31 protein-coding genes, 1 tRNA gene and 1 pseudogene are annotated in these 25,527 nt (G+C 61.7%); 16 read left to right on the top strand and 17 right to left on the bottom strand.

Annotation, left to right across the window (positions count from 1 at the left end):
- The first annotated feature begins 37 nt into the window (after positions 1-37).
- On the top strand, positions 38-907 hold the full coding sequence (locus BVU17_06635) for a universal stress protein (protein AUG47219.1): 870 nt from the start codon (positions 38-40) through the stop codon (positions 905-907).
- 66 nt (positions 908-973) lie between these two features.
- Here the strand turns inward: BVU17_06635 and BVU17_06640 are convergent, their stop codons facing one another.
- Complete coding sequence (locus BVU17_06640) at positions 974-1,609, bottom strand: oxidoreductase (GenBank protein ID AUG47220.1); 636 nt, start codon at positions 1,607-1,609, stop codon at positions 974-976.
- 205 nt (positions 1,610-1,814) lie between these two features.
- Here BVU17_06640 and BVU17_06645 point away from each other — a divergent pair, with 205 nt between their 5' ends.
- Both BVU17_06645 and BVU17_06650 read left to right on the top strand, forming a co-directional pair.
- Positions 1,815-3,575: an oxoglutarate--ferredoxin oxidoreductase gene (locus BVU17_06645; GenBank protein ID AUG47221.1), complete on the top strand. Its 1,761-nt coding sequence runs from the start codon at positions 1,815-1,817 to the stop codon at positions 3,573-3,575.
- A complete protein-coding gene (locus BVU17_06650; GenBank protein AUG47222.1) occupies positions 3,572-4,435 on the top strand; it encodes a 2-oxoacid ferredoxin oxidoreductase in 864 nt (287 codons plus the stop codon). The genes BVU17_06645 and BVU17_06650 overlap by 4 nt, the downstream gene beginning before the upstream one ends.
- Positions 4,436-4,910: 475 nt before the next feature.
- Here BVU17_06650 and BVU17_06655 read toward each other — a convergent pair.
- A pseudogene (locus BVU17_06655) lies at positions 4,911-5,168 on the bottom strand (transposase).
- A gap of 127 nt (positions 5,169-5,295) precedes the next feature.
- On the opposite strand from BVU17_06655, the gene BVU17_06660 reads away from it, so the two are divergent.
- Complete coding sequence (locus BVU17_06660) at positions 5,296-6,486, top strand: ferrichrome ABC transporter substrate-binding protein (protein ID AUG47223.1); 1,191 nt, start codon at positions 5,296-5,298, stop codon at positions 6,484-6,486.
- Between the two features lie 280 nt (positions 6,487-6,766).
- Positions 6,767-8,137, top strand: a complete 1,371-nt coding sequence (locus BVU17_06665) for an FAD-binding protein (GenBank protein ID AUG47224.1) — start codon at positions 6,767-6,769, stop codon at positions 8,135-8,137.
- A 21-nt stretch (positions 8,138-8,158) separates the two neighbouring features.
- Here BVU17_06665 and BVU17_06670 read toward each other — a convergent pair whose 3' ends face one another.
- The 3 genes from BVU17_06670 to BVU17_06680 are packed head-to-tail and all read right to left on the bottom strand — an operon-like array spanning position 8,159 to position 10,419.
- Positions 8,159-8,644: a metal-dependent hydrolase gene (locus BVU17_06670; protein AUG47225.1), complete on the bottom strand. Its 486-nt coding sequence runs from the start codon at positions 8,642-8,644 to the stop codon at positions 8,159-8,161.
- The gene (locus BVU17_06675; GenBank protein ID AUG47226.1) at positions 8,644-9,192 is read right to left on the bottom strand and encodes a hypothetical protein; all 549 of its coding nucleotides are present in this window, start codon (positions 9,190-9,192) and stop codon (positions 8,644-8,646) included. Before BVU17_06675 ends, BVU17_06670 begins: the two co-directional genes overlap by 1 nt.
- A gap of 57 nt (positions 9,193-9,249) precedes the next feature.
- The gene (locus tag BVU17_06680) at positions 9,250-10,419 is read right to left on the bottom strand and encodes a hypothetical protein (protein AUG47227.1); all 1,170 of its coding nucleotides are present in this window, start codon (positions 10,417-10,419) and stop codon (positions 9,250-9,252) included.
- Positions 10,420-10,530: 111 nt separating this feature from the next.
- Between BVU17_06680 and BVU17_06685 the strand changes: the two genes are divergently transcribed.
- The 4 genes from BVU17_06685 to BVU17_06700 all read left to right on the top strand — a co-directional run bounded on the left by BVU17_06685 (position 10,531) and on the right by BVU17_06700 (position 13,446).
- Positions 10,531-11,766: an FAD-dependent oxidoreductase gene (locus BVU17_06685; protein AUG47228.1), complete on the top strand. Its 1,236-nt coding sequence runs from the start codon at positions 10,531-10,533 to the stop codon at positions 11,764-11,766.
- A gap of 54 nt (positions 11,767-11,820) precedes the next feature.
- Positions 11,821-12,534: an ATP-NAD kinase gene (locus BVU17_06690; GenBank protein AUG47229.1), complete on the top strand. Its 714-nt coding sequence runs from the start codon at positions 11,821-11,823 to the stop codon at positions 12,532-12,534.
- A gap of 41 nt (positions 12,535-12,575) precedes the next feature.
- Positions 12,576-13,037 carry a hypothetical protein gene (locus BVU17_06695; GenBank protein AUG47230.1) on the top strand — a complete coding sequence of 154 codons (462 nt, stop codon included), beginning with the start codon at positions 12,576-12,578 and terminating at the stop codon, positions 13,035-13,037.
- A 232-nt stretch (positions 13,038-13,269) separates the two neighbouring features.
- Complete coding sequence (locus BVU17_06700; protein AUG47231.1) at positions 13,270-13,446, top strand: hypothetical protein; 177 nt, start codon at positions 13,270-13,272, stop codon at positions 13,444-13,446.
- 45 nt (positions 13,447-13,491) lie between these two features.
- Here BVU17_06700 and BVU17_06705 read toward each other — a convergent pair whose 3' ends face one another.
- From BVU17_06705 to BVU17_06740, 8 genes are all read right to left on the bottom strand, one after another.
- Positions 13,492-13,761: a hypothetical protein gene (locus BVU17_06705; protein AUG47232.1), complete on the bottom strand. Its 270-nt coding sequence runs from the start codon at positions 13,759-13,761 to the stop codon at positions 13,492-13,494.
- Between the two features lie 10 nt (positions 13,762-13,771).
- Positions 13,772-14,071 (bottom strand): hypothetical protein, encoded by a 300-nt coding sequence (locus BVU17_06710; GenBank protein AUG47233.1) that lies wholly within the window; start codon positions 14,069-14,071, stop codon positions 13,772-13,774.
- A gap of 111 nt (positions 14,072-14,182) precedes the next feature.
- Positions 14,183-14,947 carry a cytochrome B gene (locus BVU17_06715; protein AUG47234.1) on the bottom strand — a complete coding sequence of 255 codons (765 nt, stop codon included), beginning with the start codon at positions 14,945-14,947 and terminating at the stop codon, positions 14,183-14,185.
- A gap of 4 nt (positions 14,948-14,951) precedes the next feature.
- Positions 14,952-15,755, bottom strand: coding sequence for a cytochrome B6 (locus tag BVU17_06720; protein ID AUG47235.1), 804 nt, complete (start codon positions 15,753-15,755; stop codon positions 14,952-14,954).
- A 3-nt stretch (positions 15,756-15,758) separates the two neighbouring features.
- Entirely contained in the window at positions 15,759-16,625 is an 867-nt protein-coding gene (locus BVU17_06725) for a cytochrome B (protein ID AUG47236.1), read from the bottom strand.
- A 1-nt stretch (position 16,626) separates the two neighbouring features.
- Positions 16,627-17,046 (bottom strand): hypothetical protein, encoded by a 420-nt coding sequence (locus BVU17_06730; protein ID AUG47237.1) that lies wholly within the window; start codon positions 17,044-17,046, stop codon positions 16,627-16,629.
- Positions 17,046-17,702 (bottom strand): halocyanin, encoded by a 657-nt coding sequence (locus BVU17_06735; GenBank protein ID AUG47238.1) that lies wholly within the window; start codon positions 17,700-17,702, stop codon positions 17,046-17,048. Before BVU17_06735 ends, BVU17_06730 begins: the two co-directional genes overlap by 1 nt.
- Before the next feature lie 64 nt (positions 17,703-17,766).
- Positions 17,767-18,690, bottom strand: a complete 924-nt coding sequence (locus BVU17_06740) for a hypothetical protein (GenBank protein ID AUG47239.1) — start codon at positions 18,688-18,690, stop codon at positions 17,767-17,769.
- A gap of 87 nt (positions 18,691-18,777) precedes the next feature.
- On the opposite strand from BVU17_06740, the gene BVU17_06745 reads away from it, so the two are divergent.
- Both BVU17_06745 and BVU17_06750 read left to right on the top strand, forming a co-directional pair.
- Positions 18,778-19,260 (top strand): hypothetical protein, encoded by a 483-nt coding sequence (locus tag BVU17_06745; protein AUG47240.1) that lies wholly within the window; start codon positions 18,778-18,780, stop codon positions 19,258-19,260.
- A 90-nt stretch (positions 19,261-19,350) separates the two neighbouring features.
- On the top strand, positions 19,351-19,857 hold the full coding sequence (locus BVU17_06750) for a universal stress protein (protein ID AUG47241.1): 507 nt from the start codon (positions 19,351-19,353) through the stop codon (positions 19,855-19,857).
- 16 nt (positions 19,858-19,873) lie between these two features.
- On the opposite strand, the gene BVU17_06755 is transcribed toward BVU17_06750, so the two are convergent.
- Positions 19,874-20,557, bottom strand: coding sequence for an endonuclease III (locus BVU17_06755; protein AUG47242.1), 684 nt, complete (start codon positions 20,555-20,557; stop codon positions 19,874-19,876).
- A 117-nt stretch (positions 20,558-20,674) separates the two neighbouring features.
- Between BVU17_06755 and BVU17_06760 the strand changes: the two genes are divergently transcribed.
- The gene (locus BVU17_06760; protein ID AUG48851.1) at positions 20,675-21,193 is read left to right on the top strand and encodes a GNAT family N-acetyltransferase; all 519 of its coding nucleotides are present in this window, start codon (positions 20,675-20,677) and stop codon (positions 21,191-21,193) included.
- Positions 21,194-21,248: 55 nt separating this feature from the next.
- A complete protein-coding gene (locus tag BVU17_06765) occupies positions 21,249-21,788 on the top strand; it encodes a GNAT family N-acetyltransferase (protein AUG47243.1) in 540 nt (179 codons plus the stop codon).
- On the opposite strand, the gene BVU17_06770 is transcribed toward BVU17_06765, so the two are convergent.
- On the bottom strand, positions 21,789-22,244 hold the full coding sequence (locus BVU17_06770) for a topoisomerase (protein AUG47244.1): 456 nt from the start codon (positions 22,242-22,244) through the stop codon (positions 21,789-21,791).
- Between the two features lie 204 nt (positions 22,245-22,448).
- On the opposite strand from BVU17_06770, the gene BVU17_06775 reads away from it, so the two are divergent.
- On the top strand, positions 22,449-22,748 hold the full coding sequence (locus BVU17_06775) for a photosystem reaction center subunit H (protein AUG48852.1): 300 nt from the start codon (positions 22,449-22,451) through the stop codon (positions 22,746-22,748).
- Here the strand turns inward: BVU17_06775 and BVU17_06780 are convergent.
- On the bottom strand, positions 22,745-24,211 hold the full coding sequence (locus BVU17_06780) for a phosphoesterase (protein AUG47245.1): 1,467 nt from the start codon (positions 24,209-24,211) through the stop codon (positions 22,745-22,747). The genes BVU17_06775 and BVU17_06780 overlap by 4 nt on opposite strands.
- A gap of 251 nt (positions 24,212-24,462) precedes the next feature.
- Here BVU17_06780 and BVU17_06785 point away from each other — a divergent pair.
- A tRNA-Lys gene (locus BVU17_06785) sits at positions 24,463-24,536 on the top strand.
- Between the two features lie 124 nt (positions 24,537-24,660).
- On the opposite strand, the gene BVU17_06790 is transcribed toward BVU17_06785, so the two are convergent.
- The gene (locus tag BVU17_06790) at positions 24,661-25,101 is read right to left on the bottom strand and encodes a GNAT family N-acetyltransferase (GenBank protein ID AUG47246.1); all 441 of its coding nucleotides are present in this window, start codon (positions 25,099-25,101) and stop codon (positions 24,661-24,663) included.
- Positions 25,102-25,188: 87 nt separating this feature from the next.
- On the opposite strand from BVU17_06790, the gene BVU17_06795 reads away from it, so the two are divergent.
- A complete protein-coding gene (locus BVU17_06795) occupies positions 25,189-25,413 on the top strand; it encodes a hypothetical protein (GenBank protein AUG47247.1) in 225 nt (74 codons plus the stop codon).
- The last annotated feature ends 114 nt before the right edge of the window (positions 25,414-25,527 follow it).

The raw sequence follows: 25,527 nt of genomic DNA on the forward strand, positions 1-25,527 counted from the left end.
ATACTTTATCACCGACGGCGGTGAACAGCGACACCCAATGTTCGATAGAATCCTCGTTCCGACCGACGGCAGCCCCGGTTCCGAGCGCGCGTTCGAGGTCGCTGCGACGCTTGCCGGCACTCACGATGCAGCGGTCCATGTGCTCTCGGTCGTCGACGAGCACGGGCCCACGGACGACGACTGGGACTACGACGACGGCTCCCCGGCGGATGCCTTCGTCGAATCCCAGACCGACCACGTCGACACCGAGGGTCTGTCCGTCACCCCCGCCGTCCGCGAGGGAGTCGTCCACGACGCGATTCTCGACTACGCCGACGAGAACGATATCGACCTCATCGTCATGGGAACCCATGGTCGGACCGGTGTCCGACGGTTCCTTCTGGGCAGTGTCACCGAAAAGGTCGTTCGCCTCGCCGATGTGCCGGTCCTCTCGGTCAAAGCCGACGCTGAGCCGGGGACCGTCTCGTTCGACGACATTCTACTCCCGACCGATGGCAGCAGCGGTGCAGAGGCGGCTATTGAACCGGCAGGCGCGCTCGCAAGCGCAACCGATGCCACTACCCATCTCGTTTCGGTCGTGGACACGCGGTCGCTCGGTATCGACGTCGGATCGACTGTCATCGTCGACGAACTGGAGTCGGTCGCGACGGATGCTGTCGGGGGGGCGTCCGACCGGCTCTCCGAGCTGGGAGTCGAGACTGTCGAGACAGCTATCACTCACGGCGTCCCGTATCGGGCCATCCTCGACGCTATCGAGGATACTGACGCCGACCTCGTCGTCATCGGCACTCACGGCCGCACCGGTGTCGACCGCTACCTCCTGGGTAGCGTCGCGGAAAAGCTGGTCCGAACGTCGCCGGTACCGGTGCTGACCGTTCGAGCACCAAGCGCCAGTGACGAGAGCTAACACCGCTACCACCGGTCAAACGGTGAGTTAGCAGGCGGGACGACGCTCGAATGGCGGTGGGACGAGCTATCCGAAGTTCTCGACTTTGGCATCATCAGTGCTAATGCCAGCGGCCTCCAGCGCCTCCGTGGCGGCATCGAGGAAGTCCGCGAAGCCGTAAATGAACACTTGCCCACCGTCCTCAACGGCATCGGCGACTGGCTCGGTCAGGGACGCCTCGCCATCGATGACCGAGACGAGCGCCCCGGCCTCGGCGAGCGCGTCTAGTCGGTCCCCGTGGACCGGCGCGTCGTCCTGATACACGACTGCGGCCTCGTTACCATCGTCCAGTGCACGCTCGGCGATACCGACCGCCGGACCGACGCCGGGGCCGCCGGCCAACACGACGACGCGGCTCTCGCCCTCGTAGTAATCCGACCCGAACGGCCCGGCGATACGGACGCCGTCGCCCGCTTCGAGCGCACCGAGTTTCGGTGCCAGTTCGCCGTCGGGGTCGATACCGACGGTGATCTCGAACGCCTCGTCGACCGTCGGCGAAGAGATAGTGTAGAACCGCGAGATATTCTCCCCGTCGACGGTCAATGTCAGTTTGACGAACTGACCCGGCTGTGCGTCGAAGGCATCCGGTGTCTCAAAGTCAATCGCCACGGTGTCTGGTCCGACATCTCGGACGGCAACCACGTCGAGGACTCGTTCATCCATATCCCAGAGTTACCGTGACTGGGCAAGGGGGTTACGGTCGCGGAGTTTCAGCCTAGTCGGATCGTATTGCCGGTTTTTTCCTACATACGGGTGATTATGCCGGTTTTTGCTCGAGACCATACCAAAATTCACTCAAAAGCGAGTAGTACGCGCGCGGGCGCTTACGGAAGGCTTTTCCTACCACGCTGGCTACCCGAGGGATATAATGCCAGAGGACCTGAACTGGGCCATCGGCGGCGAAGCCGGCGATGGAATCGACTCCACCGGGAAGATTTTCGCGCAGGCACTCTCCCGGGCTGGTCGACACGTCTTCACCTCAAAGGACTTCGCCTCCCGCATCCGCGGCGGGTACACCGCCTACAAGGTACGGACGTCAGTCGACCGCGTTGAGAGTGTCGTCGACCGCCTCGACATCCTGATCGCACTCACCGAGCGCACGATCCACGAGAACGAGGACGAACTCCACGAGGACTCCGTCATCATCTATGACGGCGAGCGTTCGACGATGCAGGACGTGGAAGTGCCCGGCGACGCGACGGCACTCGAAGTACCGCTGAAACGGCTCGCCGAGGACGCGGGTGGGGCCATCATGCTCAACGTCGTCGCCCTCGGTGCGGCGTGTGAGGTCACCGGCTTCCCCATCGAGAACCTTGACGAAAGCCTCGAAAAGCGCTTCGGCGACAAGGGCGAGGCCATCGTCGAGAACAACAAGGAAGCCGCCCGGAAGGGACAGGACTACGTGCAGGAGGAGTACGGCGAGTTCGACTACGACATGGAGACCACCGACGAGGACTACGTGCTCCTCAACGGGGACGAGGCCATCGGCATGGGCGCTATCGCCGCCGGCTGTCGCTTCTACGCCGGCTATCCAATCACACCGGCGACGGACGTGATGGAGTACATGACCGGCCGCGTCGACCAGTTCGGCGGGAAGGTCGTCCAGGCCGAGGACGAACTCTCCGCAATCAACATGGCCCTCGGTGCGGCCCGCGCCGGTGCCCGAGCCATGACCGCCACGTCCGGACCGGGTATCGACCTGATGACCGAGACGTTCGGGCTGGTCGCCACCAGCGAGACGCCGCTGGTTATCTGTGATGTGATGCGCTCCGGTCCCTCGACCGGGATGCCGACCAAGCAGGAGCAGGGCGACCTCAACATGACACTGTACGGCGGCCACGGCGAGATTCCACGGTTCGTCGTCGCGCCGACCACGGTTTCGGAGTGCTTCTGGAAGACCGTCGAGGCGTTCAACCTCGCCGAGAAGTACCAGACCCCGGTCTTCCTCGTTTCGGACCTCGCGATGGCCGTGACGGAGCAGACCTTCTCCCCCGAGACGTTCGACATGGACGAGGTCGAAATCGACCGCGGCAAGGTCGTCGACGAGAACGACATCGACGCCTGGCTCGACGAGAAGGGCCGCTTCCAGGCCCACTTCGCCGCCGCCGACGGCATCTCGCCGCGTGCGTTCCCCGGGACGACCGACGGCGCGCACATGACGACCGGCCTCGAACACGACGAACTCGGTCGGCGGACCGAAGACACGGACATCCGCATCGAGCAGGTCGACAAGCGCCAGCGGAAAGTCGAGACCGCCCGCGAGCAGGAGGACTTCGACTACCGCGAGTTCGGCGACCCCGACGCGGACACGCTAGTCATCTCCTGGGGCTCCAACGAGGGCGCGCTCCGCGAGGGGCTGACACTGCTGGAGGAGGACGGCTACGACATCCGGTTCCTCTCGGTCCCGTACATCTTCCCCCGACCGGACCTCACCGAGGAGATCGAGGCGGCCGAGGACGTCATCGTCGTCGAGTGCAACGCTACCGGCCAGTTCGCGGATGTCATCGAACACGATGTCCTCGAACGGGTCCAGCGCATCAACAAGTACAACGGCGTTCGGTTCAAGGCAGACGAACTGGCGACAGAGATAAAGCAGACGCTTGACACACCCGCGGAGGCAACACAATGAGTTCCGACGTTCGCTTCACAGACTTCAAATCCGACAAGCAACCGACCTGGTGTCCCGGCTGCGGTGACTTCGGGACGATGAACGGCATGATGAAGGCGCTGGCGGAGACGGGCAACGACCCCGATAACACCTTCATCGTCGCCGGTATCGGCTGTTCCGGCAAGATCGGGACGTACATGCACAGCTACGCGCTCCACGGCGTCCACGGCCGCGCCCTGCCCGTGGGAATCGGCGTGAAGATGGCCAACCCGGACCTCGAAGTGATGGTCTCGGGTGGTGACGGCGACGGCTACTCCATCGGGGCTGGCCACTTCATCCACGCTGTCCGCCGCAACGTAGACATGAGCTACGTCGTAATGGACAACCGAATTTACGGGCTGACAAAGGGTCAGGCCTCGCCAACCTCGCGCGAGGACTTCGAGACCTCGACCTCGCCGGACGGCCCGAACCAGCCGCCGGTCAACCCCAAGGCGCTCGCCTTGGCCTCCGGCGCGACGTTCATCGCGCAGTCGTTCTCCTCGAACGCACAGCGCCACGCCGAGATCGTCCAGAAAGCCGTCGAGCACGACGGGTTCGGCTTCGTCAACGTCTACTCGCCGTGTGTGACGTTCAACGACGTGGACACTTACGACTACTTCCGCGACGCCATCGTGGACCTCGACGAAACCGACCACGACCCGTCGGACCGCGACCAGGCCAAGGACAAGATTCTCGAAAGCGAGAAGGAGTACATGGGCGTCCTCTACCAGGACGAGGATTCAGTCCCGTTCGAGGAACGCGAGGGCGTCGAGGGTTCGATGGCCGAGATTCCCGACGGCGCGCCCGAGGGCGCGATGGACCTCGTCCGCGAGTTCTACTAGACCAGCCGTTTCTGTTTCTGATCTCCCCGCCCCGTTGGAGCAGTTCCTGCACGTCGATATTGAACTCGGCGGGCAGTTCGAGGGGCGCTTTGAGCATAACACGGGGAGCCGCCGGCACGTCTTCGTGGCAGGTAATCACCGTGGCGGGTCAGAACCTCGATCCTAGCCGGGAAAAACCCATCTCTGGTTAGCGGATTACGTCCTCATCAACAGGGGGACCACCGCCGACGTGGCCTGAATTCACGGGGCAAAGCAAGCGTCCGGCACACGAATCCAGACGCGGAAATCATCTGTGCGAACTCGACGATTGCGGCCGATGGGAGCACCATCGCTGGAGAACACGTTCCCGGCGTTGAAGACGGACCGACACTCGCCCACTGTGCTATACTCTATGGCGCCAGATATCTCTTCGGCGCGTGATCACCTACCTCGGCGTTCACGCCGAGGTTTGTCGGTGGACTCCCCGGTCTATCCACTATACCGTGGAAGGCGAGTAGTCGCCGTTCCCGTTCAACGTCCCCGACTTGAGGGCGAGGTGATTGGTCGCCCGTCCAGAACCAGACTTGAGCCGATTCTGGACGTACCTGTGTGCGATGTTGCGTGCCGCGTTGTAGTCGCTGTGTAGCTCTTTGCCGCACTTCTGGCAGGCAAACTCGTCGCCGTCGCGGTTGTCCTCGTGCGTGAATCCACAGTCGGCGTGACTACACCGTTGACTGGTGTACGCCGGATGGACTGTCGTTGATGAGGGGCTCTCGCTTGATCCGTGGGTCCCTCTGGCTGCTGGCGTGGTTCTCAGTGGCCGGAAGGTTCTGATAAACAGAAACAACAATCTTTACATATTATTAGGCCAGCCTAAAAATATGGAATATGGTAGTCAGTCAACACGACGCCAGTTACTCGCAGGGACCGGTCTCACAGTCGGCGCGGCACTGGCCGGCTGTGCGTCGATGACCGAGTCAGACAACACGGAAAACTCAAATGAGTCGACTCGGACAGAACAGGCAGACAGCTACGAGGCCTGTATCGAGCCAGTAGGGTGTCAGACTTTCGAGTCGGTACCTGAGACCTACATCGTCAACAACGGCGAGTGGGCCGATATGGCCTTTGCGCTGGGTCAACGCGACGGGTTCCTGACGTCGACGAACATGATACCCGGATTCCTCTTCGAGCCGTTCGGGCTGGACGTACCGCCGCGCTCGGAGACGGAGTCGATGTCGGCGATTAGCTGGGACAAGGAGATCTTCTACGAACGCGAGCCCGATGTGATTTTGATGGACCCTCACTACATGCATGGCACCGGCTGGGACGACTCATGGGACGAGTCAGATACCCGGGAAATCAGCGAAAACGTTGCTCCCTTCTTCGGGAACAACATCCTGCGCCGACGCGATTTCCACGACTACAAGCTCTACTCGCTGTACGGGGCCTTCGAGCGGCTCGCTGAGTTGTTCCAGGAACGCGAGCGCTACGAGGCGATGGCGTCTGTTCACGACGATCTTCAGAGGGAGATCCAATCGCGGCTCCCGTCGGATGGCAACCAGCCAACGATTGGTCTCGTCAACAGCGCCACTAATCCGAGCGAAGGGACGTTCTATCCGATGAATACGGATGCCGAAGGTATCGAAATGAAACCATACCAGGATCTCGGCATCGAAAGCTCGTTCACCCCTGAGCTGGTCGAGAATGGAACCATCGACTACGAACAGCTGCTTGAAGTCGACCCCGAGATCATCGTCGTCCACTGGGGAATCAAAACCACCGGCAACACTGATAGCTTCTCGCTGTCAGCGTTCCACAAGCAGTTCGTCGAGCCGATGGAGACCGATCCGGTCGGCAGCCAGCTGACAGCGGTTGAGGCGGGCAATATATACCCCGGTGCGTTCGGGTCACAGGGCCCACTGGTGAACCTGCTCCAGACTGAGATGGTCGCCCAGCAGCTCTATCCTGAGGAGTTTGGCGAGTTCGAACCCGAACGGTTTCCCGAGGTGGCCGACGACAAGCAACTGTTCGACCGGCAGCGGGTGAAAGACATCATTCAGGGACGCTTCTAACTGACGCATGTATCATCTCATGCAGTTCATCGAGGACCACTTAGCCGACGATGAAGCTGTTGGGCGAGAAGTGGCACAGGCCTAGGCGGAGGACCTACAAGAAAGGACGCTCGCGGAGAGACGTTCGTCAGCTTCACGCAACATTGCTATCTCGTTCGCAAACCGGAGTCACGGTAGGTCAGCGATATATGGGAGCCGATGCGCCGGATATCATGCCCTTCTGTCACACACACAATAGAATCGGGTTCGGACCCATATGTCGGTATCTCTAACGGAAGGTATGCACGTCTTCTGGCATCAGCGGGATCTCCGGATACCGGACAACCGCGGGTTGACTGCCGCTGCCGCAGACGACGAGGTACTGCCGGTGTACGTTCTCGATACGGACCTGCTGTCGAAGGTCGGGAAGCGGCAGCGAGCATTCCTGCTGGCCGGTGTCAGAGCGCTGAAAGCGGCGTATCGGGACCGCGACGGTGACCTGCTCGTCAGGAAGGGGGCCGCTGCCGATGTGCTCTCAACCGTCGTCGAGGAGTACGACGCCGACCGGGTGTACTACAACGACCACTACCGGCCGGCGCGCCGGAACCGACAGCGCCGTGTCGATGAGGCCGTGCCGACGAAGTCCCTGACCGACCTCGTCCTCGTCGATCCGGCCGGGCTCGACAGCCGGTACGAGAACCACAGCCGCTTCTACGACGACTGGCAGGCCCACCACAAGCTCCCGCCGGTCGACCCGCCCGAAGCGGACTCGCTTGCCGATGTGTCGGACCCGACGACGGCTCCGAGCATCGAGTCGGATATGGACCTGCCAACCCCCGGCTACGAGGGGGCACGGCAGCGGTACGACGACTTCCTCACCGGTGGCATCGAGACGTACAACGAGACCCGTGATGACATGCAGGCAGCCGTCGAGCGGCCGACAAGCGCCGTCTCGCGTATGTCGCCGTACCTCGCGGCAGGGATGATTGGTATCCGCGAGATATGGCGAGATGCGTCCGACCGCCACACCGAAGCCACCGGTGACGCCCAGCGGAACATCCAGAAGTACCGCTACGAACTCTCGTGGCGCGAGCAGAGCTATCACCTGCTGTACCACAACCCCACGCTGCTGTCAGAGAACTACAAGTCGTTCCCGAACCGTATCGAGTGGGAAAACGACGGGGACAACTTCGAGGCCTGGAAGCGCGGCGAGACGGGGTATCCGTTCGTTGACGCCGGGATGCGCCAGCTCGAACGGGAAGGATACATCCACAACCGGCCGCGCCAGAACGTCGCGTCCTTCCTCACGAAACATCTACTGGTCGACTGGCGCGAAGGCGCACGGCACTTCAGGAAGCGACTGGTCGACCACGACCCCGCTAACAACGCCGCAAGCTGGCAGTGGACGGCGTCTACCGGGACCGACTCCGTGGACGTGCGTATCTTCGACCCGGTCGCACAGATGAGCAAGTACGACAGCGGGGCGGACTACGTCACGGAATACGTGCCGGAGCTTCGTGATGTTCCGGCGAACAAGATCGTCGACTGGCCGACGCTCTCTGACGGCGAACGCGAGGAACTGGCTCCGGATTACTATCATCCAATCGTCGACCGAAACGCCGCCTACGAGCGAGCACAGCGCGTGTTTGAGACGGCGTTAGGGAAACGCTGAGGGAGGGGAAAGACAGTGGCGCTATGCCCTGTACTGCACGAGGAAATAAACCGCCACTGCAACAGAACCGGTGACGCCCGTGAGCCAGATGTCCGTGCTCAGGTACAGCCCCGGCGTGGGCGGGTGGTACTGTGTCAGTGGCCACAGCACTTCGTACGACCGCCCAGAGGCCTTCAACAAAAGCGAATCGGCGAGCAGGTGACTTACAGCCCCGAGCGACAGCAGCATGAACACGCGCCGTCGGTCGGCGCGGTTCACGACGACCGTCCCTACGAGGACTGCAACGAACGCGCCGCCGAGTGTGTGGATACCCAGCCAGTTGAACGGGATCCCCAGCGCCGCCTCGACCGCTGCAGCGTCCACGAGAAGCTTGATCTTCGCCATGTCCGGGATGAACGCGCCGGCCATCCCCACGGTGACGTACTCGCCAGTGAGCCAGTTGTACCGTAGTGACAGGAGGGTACAGATGGTGAACGCGATGAAGGCGTGCGAGAGCAGGTCCGGCATCAGGCACGCACCTCTTGTACTCTCTTGTGAAGCGCCTGTATCGGCCGAAGTGGCTCCTCACGCCGGCACAGTCCCCCTGTCTGCCAGTTCAGCCGCCACCCACAGACCAGTCGCCACAGCGTCCACAGGCCGGCGAGGGCAGAAACGATATACATCGCCATGTAGTTCACTGCCGGCACGCGCACGCTGTTCTCCGCGGTGATGGTCCGGTCTGGACCGAACGTGCCGTACACCTGCAGCGACTCGCCTTCGTCGACGGCTATGTCGACATTCCGGACTGTAACCGTGAGCGTGCCGCTGTGGTACTCGCCGCTGGCAGTGTACTCGTATTCGACGGCGATTTCGACTGGCTCGGTTCCGATGACACTGCCGGTCACCTGAACGGCCTCACCGACGTGGCTGTCAGGATGCTGGGCCAGCGCGTTTCCATCGGGATAGTCGCCCAGTTCGGGGGCCGGCGTGGCCATACCGAATCCGATCATGAGTGCGAATAAGATGGCCAGCAGTCCACAGACAGCTGCGACCCTGCCCACCCGCGAATGAAGCATTCAAATCTCGGTGCGGGCGGCGAGATATAAACTCTGGTGCTTGTGTCGCTCGTGGGCCTACTCAGGCTTGCCGGGCAGGACATCCGGATTTCCGGAGCGGTAGATGTACTCAACAGCGACGCCGGTCAGTGGCGAGTCGGCGGCCGTTGCGTACGACTTCGCGAGGTCGAGATACTGTTCGGTCACGTCGACGACTCGTCGATAGGCGGCTTCGTCGTCGGGCGCGAGCAGGTACTCGGCGGTGACGGGCGTCAGTTGGCCCTCCGCTCGATCATCCTCGTAGTCGTCCACGTCGTCGAGCCACACCTGTGCGCCGATAATGGCGAGAACGATGGCCTTGGCGAACTCGTCGTCGATGTCGAGGCCAGCGAGTCGGTAGAGGTCGAGCATCCCGTCGTAGAGGACACCGACGCGGGCGTACTGGGTTTTGCTGTAGGGAAGTTTCTTCTCCGTCTCGGTGAGCGTCGCTGGCGCCTCGTCGTACTCGGCGAACTTGTACGCTTCCCGGATATCGGTCAGCGCATCGGCGTCACCGTCCTCAGCCGCGGTCATCAGTTCCCGGAAGTAGTCGTCGCGGTCCTGATGGGCCTCGCTGTAGTCGACAGCCCACTGGTAGGCGTTCTCGACGACGGGAGGCATATCCTCCAACAGGCCGTCGAGGTGGGACTGCAGCGCGGATTGGGCGACCTCGGCGACGCGGCGGCGGTCCGCTTCACTCGCGTCAAAGTCAACCTCGAAATCTTCGAACTCGTCATCATTGATAGCGTCGCGCATGTCCCCGTCGATGAGCGCCTCGATGGAGAGGCGAGTCATCTGCTCGGCGCGCACGACCATTTCACGGGGTGCAAGGTCCTGTGCTGGCCCCTGTTCCAGCGCCGTCTCATCGACGGTCGGAACGCCGTCGGCGATTGTATCGATGACAGGGTCGCCGGGGGCCTGCTGACGGGCGTTACGGTAGACGTAGCCCAGCGTCAGCTGTGCGGGGAGAATGAGCTTCGTATCGTATGAGAACTCGACCGGACAGCCGAACTCGTCTTCGAGGGCAGCCTCAATGCGGTCGGTCACGTCGTCAACCATCGCTTCGGTCCGGTCGTCAATCTCGGATTTCAGTGAGAGGCTGCCGGCATCGAACACGCCGGTGTCCGCGTAGTATCCCAGCACCGCCCGTAGCGCCGTGGGCAGCCGCCGCCTGTCCGCGAGCACGCCCGCGCCTGTCTTGAGAACCATTGTATGTCGCCCCGGGTGTTCCCGTCATGGTAGTGGGGCCGTCTTTACCCTTTCGAGACCGCCCTCGGTGTATTCGGAAAGACTGATTACCGACAGGCAACACCCACAACCATGCGCGAGCGCTTTGACGTGGTGATAGCCGGAGCCGGGCCCGCCGGGGCGCAGTGTGCCCGTGATCTAGCGGAGCGAAACTACGAGGTGCTCGTTCTCGAAACCGAGTCCGAAGACGAGTTCCCGCGTCAGAGCAACAAGTCCACCGCCGGGACGTTCATGTCGGCGATGACGGGCTTTGCGATTCCCGATGACGTGGTGATGAACTATACGGACAACGTCGTGCTTGAGTCCCCCAACGACCACTACGTCCGTAATCAGACTGGGGCCGTCCTAGAGTTCGCGGAGTTCAAACAGTGGCTTGTCTCTGAGGGACGGAATAAGGGAGCGACCTACCGCTTTGACGCCCGCGTCTCGGCCCCCATCATGGAGAACGGGGAAATCGTCGGCGTCCGCTACGACGGCGACGAGGAGGTGTACGCGGACATCGTCATCGACGCCACCGGCCCCGCCGCGCCGCTGGCGAAGGAACTTGACGTGTGTGACCTCAAGCGGGACCATCAGGCAATCGGCGTTGAGTACGAGTTCGAGGGCGTTGAAATGGATCACGATGACTACGCCGACCTCCGGGATGCGATGATGCTCCGCCTGGATCACGACCTCGCCCCGGGTGGCTACTCCTGGATTTTCCACACCGGTGAAGACACAGCGAAGGTCGGCCTCTGTTACATCCAGAACGGCTCTCACCAGAAGTACGCGAAAGACGGGATGGGCATCGACGACTATCTGGAGTACTGGCTCGATTCGGACCCCAGATTCGACGACGCCGAAAAGATCGAGGGTACGCAAGCCCACCGCGGGTCGGCCCACATCCAGCCTCCTGACTCGATGAGCACGGACAGCTTCATGGCTATCGGCGACACTGTCCCGACTGTTGACCCGTTGTGGGGTGAGGGCATTCACAAGGGCATGAAGTCGGCCCGTGCCGCCGCCGCAACGGCCGACTCGGCGCTCAAGCCTGACGAACCCGACACCTCGGCGGAGAACCTCTCTGTCTACGACCAGCTCTGGCACAGCGAGGTGGCCCCGAAACACAACGCCCGCCTGATGATGACGGAACTGCTGTATCTCGCTCCGAACGAGCGGTACGATCAGTTGATGGACGACCTCCGGAGTACCGGACAGGACACACTCAGGCAAATCAACGGCGGCGACCGTCGGGCGATTGCGAAGCTCACCCATCTCTCGGACATGCCGATTCTCGTCGAATACGCCCGCCGCCGCCTCGATATTTGACGTGACCGCGAGAAGTGCGGCAGGTTTTTTTCCGCCGGCCCGGAGATTCAGGTGATGGGAACCCCCATTGGTGTGGTCGGTGACAACGCCCTAGCAGACGTGCTTCGAGACGCCGGCATGGCTGTTGAACGGGGTCGTGACGGCGCTGTTCCGAAGACCAACCGGGTCGTCGCTGTCGGCGAGGACGCCGTTGCTGCCGTGGCACGGGCTGTGGGTGACCCGCTGGTGTTACCGGTCGCGGCGGGTCGCGGCGTCCGGTCAGTACCCCGGGACGACGCTGTCGCTGCCGTGTCGGGACTTGCTGAAGCACGGGTCGAAAGACATCCAGTTCTCCGCGTGACGATGCCTGACGGGACGGTCGAACAGGCGTTCTGGGACGTGACCCTCGTTACCGCAGACGCCGCCCGTATCTCCGAGTTTACTGTCACGTCGACGGCCGACCGCATCGGACAGTTCCGGGCCGACGGCGTCGTGATCGCAACGGCCGCTGGCTCGCCGGGCTACGCCCATCGCGTCGGCGGCCCAATTCTGGCACCGTCGGAGCAGGCGGTGGTGGCACCGATCGCACCGTTTGCGACTGATCCGGATCACTGGGTCTTGCCGGCCGATGGCCTCAATGCCTTGGTTGAACGCGACGAGGCGACCGTCAAGCTACTCGTCGATGACCACATATCGCGGCCCGTCAGCTATCAGGAGCGTATCACGATCTCGCTCGGGTCCCCCGTTCGAACCGCCGTCGTTGACGAGAGTCGGTCCAGATTCGAGTGAGATTGGAAAGACACTAATGGACGGTGGACAGAGCTTTGCATATGCAGCCATCCGTAACGTTCTTTGGGCCACTGGATACCATTCTGGGGAGTCCCACAGTCGGCGGTGCGCTCCTCATCGAATACATCATCTTCGGAGTGGTAATTGTCAACTTCCTCACGCGGCAGCTCGCCCATAGAAGCCACGTCAAGCAATATAAAAACGATGGCGCAGAGGCGATCAGCCGTCACCCGGCACACACGTTCAGCAACATCGCACTGGTCGTGTTGTCGTTTTTCTACATGACGCTCCACCATCACGGTGGGATGGTCCTGTCCGTACTCGTTCTCGGCGCAGTCATCACTGACTTCTTCGAGTTCGAGTCCCGCAAGGTCGAAGCCCGCCGTGACATCCCGCTGGAACGGCCAAAAGGGGCCATCGTCGCCGCTCTTGTGGTGTTCATGTATGCGGGCTACCAGAGCCTGTTCTGGCTCATCAAGGGCCCGTGGAGCGCCATCGTCTGAAGACAGATTCTCGTTTTACCGACTTCGTCTACCTGTCGCTTCCCAGCCGCGTCTATCGATAGCGCTGCGCGTGCGGCCGGCAATCACCACACAACTACACAACCCCGTATGTGTGGTTTTAGTTTGAAATACTATTTGAGTGTGTAATTGTACTCGCGCACACTGTATGAACAGACCAAAATCTGGCGAAATAGTTTAATACCACCACAACGTTGTGTCGGTGTAGAGGAAGATGTCACACAGGTCCCTCACAACGGCGCTGACGCTGTACCGCGGGGAAACATTCACACTCGAAGAAGCAGCGACGTACAGCGGGGTGTCACCGAGCAAGTTCGCCACGGCGCTTCGGTCCCGCGGGATTCAGGTACGCGACGAAGACCACACGCCGGTGGATCGGACTGCAAACTGAGGGCGGCGTCGGCCCCGATTAGAAAGACATAACGACTGCGTCCTGTTATGCCGACCGCTCGTTGAGGTACGCCTGGAATTCGCTGATCAGCGGGAGCACGACCCAGAAGGTCAGTGCGCCCAGCACTGCGAACCAGAAGAACGCGTCGCCCATGAACAGGGCGATCTGGTCGAACGTGGTCGGTTCCTCGATAGTAAGTTCGCCAGTGAGCTGTGCCCCTTCGAAACTCGGCGTGTTGTACCATCCCTTGATGGTCATCCAACCCAGTCCGCCGACCATGAGGCACGCGAACCCCTTCATGAACTCGTCAGCCATTATCCGAACGTTAGGTAGCGTCGTCTTTAGACTTTCCCATTTCCTCGGTACGGAACCGCGTCGAGAACGCGTACACGACTGTGCCAGCGAGAATGCACGCGATTCCGGCGATGCCGACCGGCACGTCAATCTCCGAGGCCGGCGCTGAGGCCCGCTGTGTCGCCACGTCGACGAGGATGAATCCGGCGACGACGCTTATCACCGCAAACAGCGTCGAGAACACCGTCACAGCCTTGTACACGCGCAGCGGGACCACGACATCCCGCCGGTCCGAACCGTCTTCAGTCCCCGCTGGCTGGTCCTCTGTCATCGCTACTACTACGGACGGGAGCCACTTTACTGCGGCGAGACGAAGTCACTACGCTTGCGGTGGAACTGAGCTGCGGATGCAAAGAAACGACGGAGAAACTGGCCGAGTCGGTTACTTCGGCGGTCGCAGCCGGTAGTACCGACGGTTGAGGTCGAACATGTAGCCCTCGCGCATCGTCTTGAGCACCGCGTAGGTGATCGTCGCGCTGACGATGGGGACGAGGAACGTCAGGTCAAACAGCAGGTGCGAGTCCATCGGAACGAGGTTCTTGATGGACAGTGCGGCGATGGTCAGGCTGAAGATGACGCCGGACATCCCGACCGCGGCCCAGAAGGGCTGCTCGACGGGACGGCGCGCGGACCCCTTGTTCAGGAAGGGGACGATGGCGACGAAGCCGACGACCACGACGTTTGCCAACACACCGTAGGTTCGGTCGGCCATGAGCTTCGAGCCGCCGAGGATGCTCAGGTCGGGGTTCAGCGGACCGAGCTTGAGCAGGCCAAAGGACCAGTAGAGATACCAGTCCGGCAGGATAATCGCCGGCGTCACACTGGAGTTAGCAGGGTTTGGCATCTCCGGGGGCAGCGTCGCCGAGACGAACAGGATCATGCCCACGAAGAAGGACGTCAGCGCGATGTTGCGCATCATCTCGTGGGGCCAGGCCGGGAACGCGAGCACGTCACGCTCGACGTAGTCCGACTGCTGGCGGAGGTCCTGGTCCTCGCGGCGTGCCCGTTCGAAGTACTCGTACGTCAGCCGGGAGAGCCCCTGTGTCCGTTCCTTTCGCTCGGACCATGCGGGAGTCTCGTCGTCCGGCGAAACGATACCGGTGCCGGAACCGTCCGTGCGAACGTCGTCTGTGTCGTTGTCGCTCATAGTATTAGTGTGGTTCAGCGATCCCCTGCATCCAGACGATGCCGATGTGGACCGCGATGATGGCAGTCGTGATGAACGGCAGGAAGAACACGTGCAGGATGTACATCCGCTGTAGCGTGGCCTGCGAAAGCGTGAACCCGCCGAACATCAGCTGTGCGACCCACTCACCGATGAGCGGGATGGAAAGGGACATCTCGACGCCGATCTGGCCGGCCCAGAACGAGAGCTGGCTCCACGGCAGCAGGTAGCCGGTGTATCCGAACACCAGCGTCAGCGAGATGAGGACGATGCCGATGAGCCAGTTCAGTTCGCGCGGTTCCTTGTATGCCCCGGTGAAGTACACACGAAGCATGTGGAGGAACACGGCAGCGACCATAATCTGGGCGGCCCAGCGGTGGACCGAGCGCAGGAAGTAGCCGAGGTTGAGCTGGCCCATGATGAGCATCACCGAGTCGTACGCGACCGTCGGTGACCCGTCGGCAGCCGCGGCGGCCGGGGCGTAGTAGAAGCCAAGTAGCGCGCCGGATATCGCGGCAACGATGTACGCAACTGTCGAGAACGACCCGAGTGCGTACAGCGGGTACCAGTACCAGAACTTGTTGTCGAGGTTGTACTGCTCCGTGTGGCTCTTCGGCATCTGCATGTTGACCTTGTAGTAGAGATCTTCGAGGATCTCAAGATAGTCAACGACGCGCAGCCGTCGGTCGAGCCAGATAAGCACGGTCAGGTACACCGATTCGATCGGCGTCAGCTCGCGCGATTCCATCCAGCCTTTGTGATCGTGTTCGTCTTTGCGTTCGAGACTCATTGATTACTCCGTCTGTGGTGGGCGTGGCAGCGCCACGAACGTCGATTGCACGGGACTGAACGGGTCGTACACGGACTGGTGGCACTGACAGTAGATATCGTTGGCTGCGGCAAAGTTAGCGCTCCCGCTCTGCGTTTTGAACCCTGGCACGCAACAGAAGTGCGTGCATTTGTTCAGCCAGGCGATGAAGCCCTGGTCAGTCGCCTCGGAGACGAACGACTGGACGCTGCTGGGAAGCTCCGCGTACTCGCCCTCACCGTTTGCCATCTTTTCGACTTCGACGGACCTGATTATCTGCACCGGAGCGCCGTTCTTTCCGTCGCTGTTGGTCCGCCAGACGACGCTCGCAGGCTTTCCGACACCGGGGTCACCGATGCCGTTGCCCCATTCTTTGTAGTCGTCGAACATGTCGACCGTGAGTGGTTTGCCGGATTCGTACTCCCCTTGCCAAGAGAAGGTCCCGGTGTCGTTGAGGAACGTACTGTTCCGGTCGGATTGCGGATAGATGGCTGCGGTGCTCTGGATACCACAGTACTGGAACCACTGCGAGGAGTAGTCGATGCCGCTCCCGCCGAAGTCCGGTGCGACGGCTGCGCCGGCTTTCTCGTCGTACTCCGGCCAGAGGCCACTGATCTCGCCACCGTTGATCTCGATAGGGATGATCGGCATCCCTCGCGGGGCCGGTCCGGCGGTGTTCTCGACGGCGACGAACGGGGTCGTCCCGCCACCTTCGCCGGCGGCGTCTGTCGTCGCGTCGACGGCTGCGGCGCCACCGACACCGACGCTGGAGAGTGCTGCACTCCCGACGACGCCCTTTACGAAGCGACGACGGCCTGTTTCAGCCGGATATTTGTCTTCATCAAGTGGCATATTATTTCTTGTAGTATGGGTACACTGCGCGTTTGAATGTCTCTGCAAGCTTGTCGCCGTCCGCCATCGTCGTGCCGTCGACGTCTTCCTGACGGATATAGAGGTCTTCCCACTTGCGACGGCGCTTCTTGACGATCATCACGTCTGGGAGGAACTCCTTGCGGTACAGCAACATGATGAACGCCAGATCGATGAATATCGCTGTCAACACGCCGCCCATGAACATATTGGCCTCAATGAGGCGGACGGTCAGCGTTGTCCCGATACCGGACGCCCATCCGGCAATCATGCCGTACGTGAACAGCCCGACAAGGGCGACCTGAATGATCGTCAGGAGGACGATACCAACGGCCGCCGCTGTGCTCTCACGCGGCGGCTCGTAGCGGTGAATGTCGCCGTAGGTGGAACCTTCGGATGCCATTAGTTGTTCCCTCCACTAGTGTGGGGCGATTCGCCGTACTTCAACTGGAAGAAGGTGAATATCAGCGGGATGATAACTGCGAGTCCAGCGCCAAATCCGACGAAGTGGGGCTGGATCGGGACGCCGGCGTAGTGTGGGTCGACTTCGACCGGACCACCGCCACCGATTGTCTGTGTCGGGTACTCTTCGCCGACGACGATCGCACCCTTCATGTTGAGTCCCTCGTGGGGGACACAGAGGTACGGGTAAATGCCGTCCTCTTCGAAGGTATGCTCGTAGTTGACGCCGGCGCTGGACGTCGTACTTCCGGAGTCCAGTGGTCCGTCGCCGTCCGAGACGACGTTGTGGCCGCCGCCGTTGCCCGTCCATTCGAACTGGACGGTTGCGCCGTTGTCCACGTGGACGGCTGGCGGACCGAACCCGTACGCGCCGCCGTTGGCCTGCACGCCGACCTCGACAGTTACTGTGTCCTGCCCGGTCGCATCGACGGTCGACCCGTCGAAGTTCCCGACCGAATCCAGGAAACCGCCGTAGTCCGGGACGGTTTTCGCACCGTCACCGCCTTCCTCCTGTGCGGCGGCAGCGCCGGTGGCGCTGAGGGTCGCCGCAGCACCGGCGGCCCCCCCTGCTGTCCGGACGAACTCCCGTCTGTTCATATACACTGTAGAATCAGGACTGAGTTTGTATAAACCCACCGAATACCACCCGCAGGAACCGTCATTACCCGGCTTCGTCAGTTTCGTCAGCCCCCGCTTCAGACCCCGAATTCTGCGGGTCAAGCTCCGGGACGAACTCCGGTCGTTCGCCGTCCTCAAGCCCGATGGCACGCAGTCTGTCTCTGTACTCCTCGGAGCGGAAGGTATCGGAGAGTCGTGCGTTTGCGACGGTGAAAAAGAGAACGAGCGAAACGCCGATGAAAGCGACGCCAGCCACGACCAACAGCGCGATACTGGTTCCTCGGTTGCCGATGACGCCAGCGGTCGCGAGTACTGCGCCCCCCAGGAGTGCAATCCCGGCCAAAAACTGTGCCCCAGCAATCGCCTGCAGCATCCAGTTCCCGAGTTCGCCGCCACCCTCGGGGACCTCGTCCGGCTGGGGAAGGGGCCGGTCGGGGACGTTCTCAGGTACGTCGTAGGAATCCATGGAACACAGGGCGACTGTGGGCTTTACGTCACGCATGACGGTCCCCTCGCCTTCGAGACTTCCATCGGGATAGACGACCGCGTAGCCCTCATCAGAGTACGCAAGCACCCGCGGTGGGTCCCGGTGGCGTTCGATACGGGCGAACACGTCGCGGTTTGCGACGCGGTTTCGCAGGTCCCGAGCGACCCGGTCGAGGAGTTCGTCGCCGGTGATCCAGGAGTCTTCGTCGAAGGCAACGTCCCACTCCTCGGCGGTCATCTCGGCCATATCCGCCGGGCCGAAGTTGTCGAAGTCGTACTTTTCTTCGACCTGCTTTCGGAGCGCCTCCGTGTCGAGCTCTTCGTCCGGCTCACTGTCGTCACCCGACTCGCCGTCTTCGGCCGTCTCACCGCCGTCGCCCTCAGCCCCGGGCTCGCCGGGTTCTGGCTCGGCAGTTACTGCGTCCGCAGGGGTGTTCCCGCGCTCGTCCTCCGTGGGAGACGTCGAGTCCGGGTCGGCCATTGCTCGGGTGTACGGACCGCGACGGCTTACAAGTTCTGACCTTCTGCATCCGGCAGTCTTTAGCGAGCACTGTCCCTAGGTCGACTCATGGTGTCGGACGGCCTCGTGGCCACAGTCGTGTTACTGTCGGTAAGCCTCAGCCTCCCCTGTTTCCTGTACGGCGCGTACTACATCATCGAGACAGAGCCAGTCACCTGGGACGTGCTCGTGCATCATCTGAAGTTCGTCACGACGGGGCTGGTGTTGACCACCGTCCCGATGGTGGTCTGGATGATCCCGCGCCTGCCGGATCAGCTCGGTGGGCTGTCCGCTGTTCACGCGATGCTCGGGCTCCAAGCCTACGCGTTGCTTGCCTTCGGTGGAACGGGCATCGTCCGCATCTTCCGTGCAAAGCGGGAACATGACCTCTACAACGAGTACGATGAAGACCTGTTACTGGACGAAATCGGTGACGAGACGTTCAGCCACTGGCGCTCACGGCTCCGTATCGGCGTGTTCGGCTACGTGATCTTCTGGCTGCTGGCGTATCTGGTCGGCATCGTCCGGTTCGCTCTCCGGTACGTCGCGTAAGTGTCGCTGACAGCGGGCCTCATTCTCGGCCTCTGCGAACAGGCTAGATGTTTCATTAGCATTGCATGTCCATCGCTAGCTGTGGTTCCAATGTACGAACACATTCTCTTTCCGACAGACGGGAGTGACGGAGCAGCAGCCGCGCTGGCACACGCACGGAATCTCGCCGAGACGCACGACGCGACGTTACACATCATGACCGTGCTCGATACGTCGTCGCCACACATCGGGATGACCTCCGCCGGGCCGGAGGGAGCGACGACCGGCATGATTGCGGAGGAACACGACGCGTCGGAGCCGGGGATGGTCGGCGAAGAGCACAACATCGAATCGTCACTGCAGGAGCGAGCGCAGGCAATCGTCGAGGCTGCGGCAGACGAGGTCGACGGCGTCGATACCGTCACCACTGTCGAACGCGGCCCACCGCACAGCGCGATCCTCGACTACGCCTCCGAGAACGACATCGACCTCATCGTGATGGGGACCCACGGCCGGACGGGAATCGAGCGGTATCTACTCGGCAGCGTCGCTGAAAAGGTTGTTCGAACGTCCGACGTGCCTGTGCTCACTGCACGTCTCGGTGACGGCGAAAACTGAGCCGTTCGGCACGCGGCTACCACGCCTCGCCGGTGGCAAGGTCGACCTCGCTGTCGCCCTTTTCAGAGGGACAGACATCCGCGAGTACGCACGCATCGCAGTCCGCCGAACGCGCCCCACACACCGCTCGCCCGTGGTCGATGAGCAGGTGTGTGAACTGCTGCCACTCGTCTTCGGGTACCACGTCGAGCAGATCCTGCTCGATAGTTTCCGGGCGCTCTTGATCCGTAAGGCCCAGCCGTCGTGACAGGCGTTGGACGTGCGTGTCGACGACGATTCCCTCGACGATGTCGTGGCCGTGCTGGAGGACGACATTCGCCGTCTTGCGGCCCACGCCCGGGAGGTCAGTGAGGGCGGACATCGTGTCCGGGACCTCGCCGCCGTGTTCGTCTGTCAGAAGTTCTCCGATTCCCTGAAGATAGCCGCCCTTGTTGTTGTGGAACGTGATGCCGTAGATGTCCTCGGCGAGTTGCTCCTCGGAGGCCGCGGCGTAGTCTTCGGCGCTCTGGTACTTCTCGAACAGGTCCGCTGTGACTTCGTTGACTCGTTCGTCAGTGCACTGTGCCGAGAGGACGACGGCAATCAGCAGTTCCAGCCGGTTGCTGTAGTTCAGCGAGATAGCTGAATCGGGGTATTCCTCGTGGAGACGGTCGACGACCTCCGTTGCCTGTTCCTCGCGTGACTCCAGCGGCGTTCCCATACCGCAGGGCAGTGCTGGGCCCCCTTTTCCGTGTCGCTTTCCGCCGGGTCGTATTTGTATGGTGTCGCCTCACAGACTACGGTAACACCCTTGTATCAGTTGCGAGTGGAGTCACACATGCCAGGTCCAGTGTTTCTCCACGGCGACCGGGTGACGCTTCATCCACAGCAAGCAACCGACAGCGACCTGCTCCAGCGCCTATTCAACGAGCCGCAGGTTCGGCAGAACATCGGGTTCTACGAGCCACTTTCCGAGTCTGCCGCCGAAGATTTCGATAGTCGCGATGCCGATACGCACTTTGTTGTCTGTGTAGACGATGAGCCGGTCGGGTCGTGTCTGCTTCACGAAGACCGCCATCAGTGGGGGGTTGGTATACTCGGGTACTCGATCCGTCCGGATCACTGGGGCAACGGCTACGCCACCGATGCTGTCGACTGTCTCGCACAGTATGCGTTTCAAGAACTGCGGTTGAACAAACTCGGTGCGGACTGCTACGCCACCAACCCGGCTTCCGCGCGTGTGCTCGAAAAGGTGGGGTTCCAGCAGGAGGGACGACGGCGCGACCACGCCTTCGTTGACGGCGAGTACGTCGACTTGCTGGAGTATGGCCTGCTCGCTGACGAGTGGACGGCCTGAAATACACTCACACACCTACCGAAGCTTCTTTCAGTACCCCCTCATCGGTTCGTGTATGCCCGGACCAACATTCCTCCGGGGCGAAACAGTAGCGCTCCGAACGGTCGAAGACGAAGATGTCGAGTTCCTGCAAGAGACGGTCAACGACCCGGATGTCAGACACGGCCTCTCGGCCACAGAGCCGATCTCCGAACAGGCAGAACGCGAGTGGGTCGAATCCGTCGCCAGCGGCGAGACTGATGACGTGCATCTGCTCGTCTGTGTCGACGGCGAGGCGGTCGGCATCATCGGGCTGAACGACGTTACAGACCGGATCGGAATGGCCGAACTCGGCTACTGGCTCACGCCCGACGCGTGGGGCAACGGCTACGCGACCGACGCCGCCCGGACGATCACCGAGTACGCCTTTCAGGAGCGGCGGTTTCATCGGGTGTACGCGAAGGTCTTCGCCGGCAACGAAGGCTCCCAGCGCGTGCTCGAAAAGACCGGGTTCCAGCGAGAGGGGACGATGCGGGACCACTGGTTCCGCGACGGCCGCTACGAAGACGTGTACCTCTACGGTCTGTTAGAAGACGAACTGAACCGCGATGCGTAGCTACAGCTCGGCAAGGCCACGCAGGACCGTGTCGAGAGCCGACGCGACCCCGTCGGTGTCGCCGACCACAGTCGCCGCCCGAACACGACATCGCTGGTCGACGACGAACACCGCTCGCTGCCCGTGTCCGTCCTGCATTCGGACGCCGAACTGAGCAGCGACGCCGTGGGTGTCGGCCAGTAACGGATAGGGAAGCGATAGCGATGCCGCGAGCGACCGACAGTCGTCGATATCTGCCGCGAGAACGCCGAAGACAGCCACGGCATCCGCTACGCTCGCCCAGTCTGTCTGGGCTAACTCGGTGAGGAGAGTCTGTGAATCGGGGTCGTCACTGGGAACGAACGCCACAACCGCCGGCGCGCGGTTCGTCGCAGCCGACAGTCGATAGGCACCAACACCTCTGTCAGCGGTCCCTTGCAGATCGAAATCGGGGGCAGGGTCACCGGGCGAGAGCATACTGAGCGAACGGGAGTGCGGGCCAAAAGTTCCGTGGCCTGACCAAGCGACCGCTCCCCGTGTGGAGGCAGCGCTATCGGCGCGATGGGAGCAGCCCGACGGTCGGGTTTCGAACGGACTGCGTGTGAGTGACGCCCCGCATGACGGATGTTTCAGTCGCAAAGAAGCTTTATAACCCGTCCGACCAACCACCGTCGTATGGGAATGGAGAATCTGCCACAGGAGATTACAGCCCTCGTGGGTCGCGAGGTGTATTCGAAAAACGGCGTGTTTGTCGGCGAAGTCGAAGACCTCCGGCTGGAACTCGACCGCAAGGAAGTGACAGGGCTGGCACTCCACCAGCTTAACACGGAGCTATTTGACGAAGAAGTGAACGCGGCACGCGGCGTCATTATTCCGTACCGGTGGGTCCAGGCCGTCGGCGATGTCATCATCGTCAGCGATATCGTCGAACGGCTCCGTCAGCCCGAGGCCGGCGACGAAGAAGAAGAAGTTCCCGCCTAGTTGCCGTTCGAACTCTCGCTACTGGAACTATCGACACCCATCGCTTCGAACAGTTTCCGTTTGACGGCTTCTTCGGTGAGTTCCAGCAGTGTGTCTCTATTGTCGTCGCTCGTATCTAAGCCGGTGAAGATGCCCAGCGGTATCTCGACGCTGGCGTCGGTGGAGTGGCCCGCAGTCTCGCCCATCCCGCCGAACGCGTCCGACAGCACCTTCCCGATGTTCATCCGGATGTCCTTCGAGCGCGCGGCGAGGTAGATGGTGTCGTCGGCGATGGCGAACACCGCTGTGGTCGTGATGCCTTCCAGATTCAGGAGGTGCTGGGCTGCCTGCGCTAGCGCGTCGCGGTCCCGGATGAACCCGGCGTTGGAAACGAGGTGGCTCCCCTGGACCTCGCGGTTCCGGATCGCTTCGGCGAGCACGTCGAGGGTTTCCGGACTCATCGACGGCGACTCGACCTGTTCGAGGGTGTCGTGGTCGGCGAACGGGTACAGGTACGCCGCGGCGGTCAGGTCCGCCGGCGTCGTGTCCCGCTTGAAATCCAGCGTTTCGGCGCGGATTCCGTACAGCAGCGCCGTGGCGACACTCTGGTCGAGATTGAGGTCCAGCTCCTGGATATACTTCGTCAGAATCGTCGACGTGGCCGAGATGTTCGGCCGGATGTCGGAGAAGGTGGCGTCGTGTTCCAGTTCGTGTTCGTGCTCGTAGTGGTCGACGACGATGTCGACCGAGTCGATAGCCGGTTCGCCGCCCTTGGCAACGTCCACCAGTGCGAACGTATCGTACTCGTCGAGGTCCACATCCTCGTTCGATGTCAGTTCGATACCGAGGAGATTGACGAACGCGCGGTTCTCCTGGTGACCGATTTCTCCCTCGTAGATGATGTCGGCCTCGACATCGCGGCTCGCGGCGATGGCCCGCAACGCGGCGGCCGAGGCGATGGAGTCCGGGTCCGGCGACCGGTGAATCAGAATCGCCATACGCTCTTCGGTCCCGTCGATGACATCGCCCAGCTGTGAGGCCTTGTACTCAAGTTCGCCCGTTTCGAGCGCCCGGAGCGCAGAGTCCGCGATGACCGCGGAAGGGTTGATGACTATATCGGCACCAAGTTCAGTAAGGTCGTCGGCCGACACCGGGTCGTCGGCGCGAGCGACGATGAACTGTTCGCCGCCGGACTCGCGGATGTTTTGGACTGCTTCGGCGTTGGCGTTCACGTCCGGGGACATGATGAGAACAACGTCGCGGTCGGCAACTGTTTGAGCGACGTCAGTCTCGCAGATGTCGGCTTGCTGTGCGTTGAGGTCCTGATCACGGAGCGCCTCGACTCGCCCCTCGTCCGCGTCGAGGATGAGTACGTCTTTCCCCTCCTCGACGAGTTCTTCCGCCACGGCGTGGCCAACACTCCCACACCCGAGGATGGCGTAGGTCGACATAGAGGCCATCGTGATGCCGCTGGCTGTGCTCATTAGTGTCTGTATCGCTTGGCGTCAAGCCTCTTTAATGCCAGCTATTTCCCCAATAACTGGGAACGTCCACCAGACAGGCTGGCCTGAGAGGCCGTCAACCGTCGTTCAGAACCGTCACAGGAGTGCCCCGGTTCTTACCACAGTCAATCGCCGCTAGCCGAGTGTTGTGTGCAAGAATCGTGAGACCGACCGACACGAGGCGTCCGAATGAAAACCTATTTTACCAGGCCGTCCAGAGCAATGAGTGCACTGGGCCGGTAGCTCAGTCTGGCAGAGCGACGGCCTCTTAAGCCGTCGGTCGAGGGTTCAAATCCCTTCCGGCCCGCTTCTGCGAGGAATAGACCCGACGAGCGAAGCGTCCACGGAGGGATTTGAATGACGGCACGAGCGAGTGTCAATGAGCGATGTGCAGGTGGTTCAAATCCCTTCCGGCCTGTCAGACGGGCACGTCAGCCATTCAGCCGCTTTCGCATCTTGACGTGTGGAATGCCTGCTTCCTCGAATTCGTCACTAACTGTCTCGTAGCCAAGTTGTGCATAAAACGGCTCGACACGAGTCTGTGCGTGAAGCTTGAGCACTGTTGCGCCGTCGTCACGCGCGGCGTCTTCGACGGCTCGCATCAGTGCTGTCCCGACGCCATCGTCCCGATAGGGCTCGCGGACCGCGACCCGCTCGACCTTGCCGACCGTGGGTTCAGGAAACCGGAGCCGGGCAGTGCCGACTGGATACTCGCCGTCACAGGCCAGAAACTGAACGGCGTCCGAGTCGTTCCCGTCGAGTTCTTCCGCCTCAGAAACACCCTGTTCCTCGACGAACACCGCCTTTCGAACGGCAGTTGCTGCATCTGCGAATGTCTCCCAGGTGCCGACCTCGACTTCTAAGTCACTCATGGCCGCAGGTTCGAGCGGGTCCCCTGTATGTGCTGTTACTGAGAACCGCCGAAACCATCAACACAGACCCGGGTGTAGCGGGCATGCATGACGTACGACTACGCTCGTGACCACGAGCACGAACTGTCGGCGGAGTATCTGTACGCCTCTGACGCGGAGGTCCTGGGAATCTACGACGCCGATGACGCTCTACAGGTCGACGTGGCGGTCATCTGCCCCGAGTGCAGCGAGACACTCCGTCTGGAGACGACCGTCGACAAAGTCACGTCGTCCGGGACGGAGCTGCCGCTGGACGAAGACTACTACGACTGACCGCCAAGTCCCGAAATAATTTTTTCCGCGGCGCGAGTACAGCGGGTCGCTATGTCCGACTTCGATACGTTCGAGTGTTCGAGTTGTGGTGAGTCGTTCAAAGCGTACCCCGAC

This window comes from Haloarcula taiwanensis (assembly GCA_002844335.1).
GTDB classification, from domain to species: Archaea; Halobacteriota; Halobacteria; order Halobacteriales; family Haloarculaceae; genus Haloarcula; species Haloarcula taiwanensis.

Excerpts from the sequence above, each read along its gene's own strand:
- BVU17_06700 (AUG47231.1), top strand. The coding sequence starts at position 13,270 with ATGTCACACAGGTCCCTCACAACGGCGCTGACGCTGTACCGCGGGGAA.
- BVU17_06795 (AUG47247.1), top strand. The coding sequence starts at position 25,189 with ATGACGTACGACTACGCTCGTGACCACGAGCACGAACTGTCGGCGGAG.
- BVU17_06775 (AUG48852.1), top strand. The coding sequence starts at position 22,449 with ATGGAGAATCTGCCACAGGAGATTACAGCCCTCGTGGGTCGCGAGGTG.
- BVU17_06705 (AUG47232.1), bottom strand. The coding sequence starts at position 13,761 with ATGGCTGACGAGTTCATGAAGGGGTTCGCGTGCCTCATGGTCGGCGGA.
- BVU17_06760 (AUG48851.1), top strand. The coding sequence starts at position 20,675 with ATGCCAGGTCCAGTGTTTCTCCACGGCGACCGGGTGACGCTTCATCCA.
- BVU17_06690 (AUG47229.1), top strand. The coding sequence starts at position 11,821 with ATGGGAACCCCCATTGGTGTGGTCGGTGACAACGCCCTAGCAGACGTG.
- BVU17_06670 (AUG47225.1), bottom strand. The coding sequence starts at position 8,644 with ATGCCGGACCTGCTCTCGCACGCCTTCATCGCGTTCACCATCTGTACC.
- BVU17_06790 (AUG47246.1), bottom strand. The coding sequence starts at position 25,101 with ATGAGTGACTTAGAAGTCGAGGTCGGCACCTGGGAGACATTCGCAGAT.
- BVU17_06755 (AUG47242.1), bottom strand. The coding sequence starts at position 20,557 with ATGGGAACGCCGCTGGAGTCACGCGAGGAACAGGCAACGGAGGTCGTC.
- BVU17_06715 (AUG47234.1), bottom strand. The coding sequence starts at position 14,947 with ATGAGCGACAACGACACAGACGACGTTCGCACGGACGGTTCCGGCACC.
- BVU17_06740 (AUG47239.1), bottom strand. The coding sequence starts at position 18,690 with ATGGCCGACCCGGACTCGACGTCTCCCACGGAGGACGAGCGCGGGAAC.
- BVU17_06735 (AUG47238.1), bottom strand. The coding sequence starts at position 17,702 with ATGAACAGACGGGAGTTCGTCCGGACAGCAGGGGGGGCCGCCGGTGCT.
- BVU17_06680 (AUG47227.1), bottom strand. The coding sequence starts at position 10,419 with ATGGTTCTCAAGACAGGCGCGGGCGTGCTCGCGGACAGGCGGCGGCTG.
- BVU17_06725 (AUG47236.1), bottom strand. The coding sequence starts at position 16,625 with ATGCCACTTGATGAAGACAAATATCCGGCTGAAACAGGCCGTCGTCGC.
- BVU17_06650 (AUG47222.1), top strand. The coding sequence starts at position 3,572 with ATGAGTTCCGACGTTCGCTTCACAGACTTCAAATCCGACAAGCAACCG.
- BVU17_06645 (AUG47221.1), top strand. The coding sequence starts at position 1,815 with ATGCCAGAGGACCTGAACTGGGCCATCGGCGGCGAAGCCGGCGATGGA.
- BVU17_06770 (AUG47244.1), bottom strand. The coding sequence starts at position 22,244 with ATGCTCTCGCCCGGTGACCCTGCCCCCGATTTCGATCTGCAAGGGACC.
- BVU17_06745 (AUG47240.1), top strand. The coding sequence starts at position 18,778 with ATGGTGTCGGACGGCCTCGTGGCCACAGTCGTGTTACTGTCGGTAAGC.
- BVU17_06720 (AUG47235.1), bottom strand. The coding sequence starts at position 15,755 with ATGAGTCTCGAACGCAAAGACGAACACGATCACAAAGGCTGGATGGAA.
- BVU17_06635 (AUG47219.1), top strand. The coding sequence starts at position 38 with ATGTTCGATAGAATCCTCGTTCCGACCGACGGCAGCCCCGGTTCCGAG.
- BVU17_06675 (AUG47226.1), bottom strand. The coding sequence starts at position 9,192 with ATGCTTCATTCGCGGGTGGGCAGGGTCGCAGCTGTCTGTGGACTGCTG.
- BVU17_06640 (AUG47220.1), bottom strand. The coding sequence starts at position 1,609 with ATGGATGAACGAGTCCTCGACGTGGTTGCCGTCCGAGATGTCGGACCA.
- BVU17_06665 (AUG47224.1), top strand. The coding sequence starts at position 6,767 with ATGCACGTCTTCTGGCATCAGCGGGATCTCCGGATACCGGACAACCGC.
- BVU17_06660 (AUG47223.1), top strand. The coding sequence starts at position 5,296 with ATGGAATATGGTAGTCAGTCAACACGACGCCAGTTACTCGCAGGGACC.
- BVU17_06695 (AUG47230.1), top strand. The coding sequence starts at position 12,576 with ATGCAGCCATCCGTAACGTTCTTTGGGCCACTGGATACCATTCTGGGG.
- BVU17_06765 (AUG47243.1), top strand. The coding sequence starts at position 21,249 with ATGCCCGGACCAACATTCCTCCGGGGCGAAACAGTAGCGCTCCGAACG.
- BVU17_06710 (AUG47233.1), bottom strand. The coding sequence starts at position 14,071 with ATGACAGAGGACCAGCCAGCGGGGACTGAAGACGGTTCGGACCGGCGG.
- BVU17_06685 (AUG47228.1), top strand. The coding sequence starts at position 10,531 with ATGCGCGAGCGCTTTGACGTGGTGATAGCCGGAGCCGGGCCCGCCGGG.
- BVU17_06750 (AUG47241.1), top strand. The coding sequence starts at position 19,351 with ATGTACGAACACATTCTCTTTCCGACAGACGGGAGTGACGGAGCAGCA.
- BVU17_06780 (AUG47245.1), bottom strand. The coding sequence starts at position 24,211 with ATGAGCACAGCCAGCGGCATCACGATGGCCTCTATGTCGACCTACGCC.
- BVU17_06730 (AUG47237.1), bottom strand. The coding sequence starts at position 17,046 with ATGGCATCCGAAGGTTCCACCTACGGCGACATTCACCGCTACGAGCCG.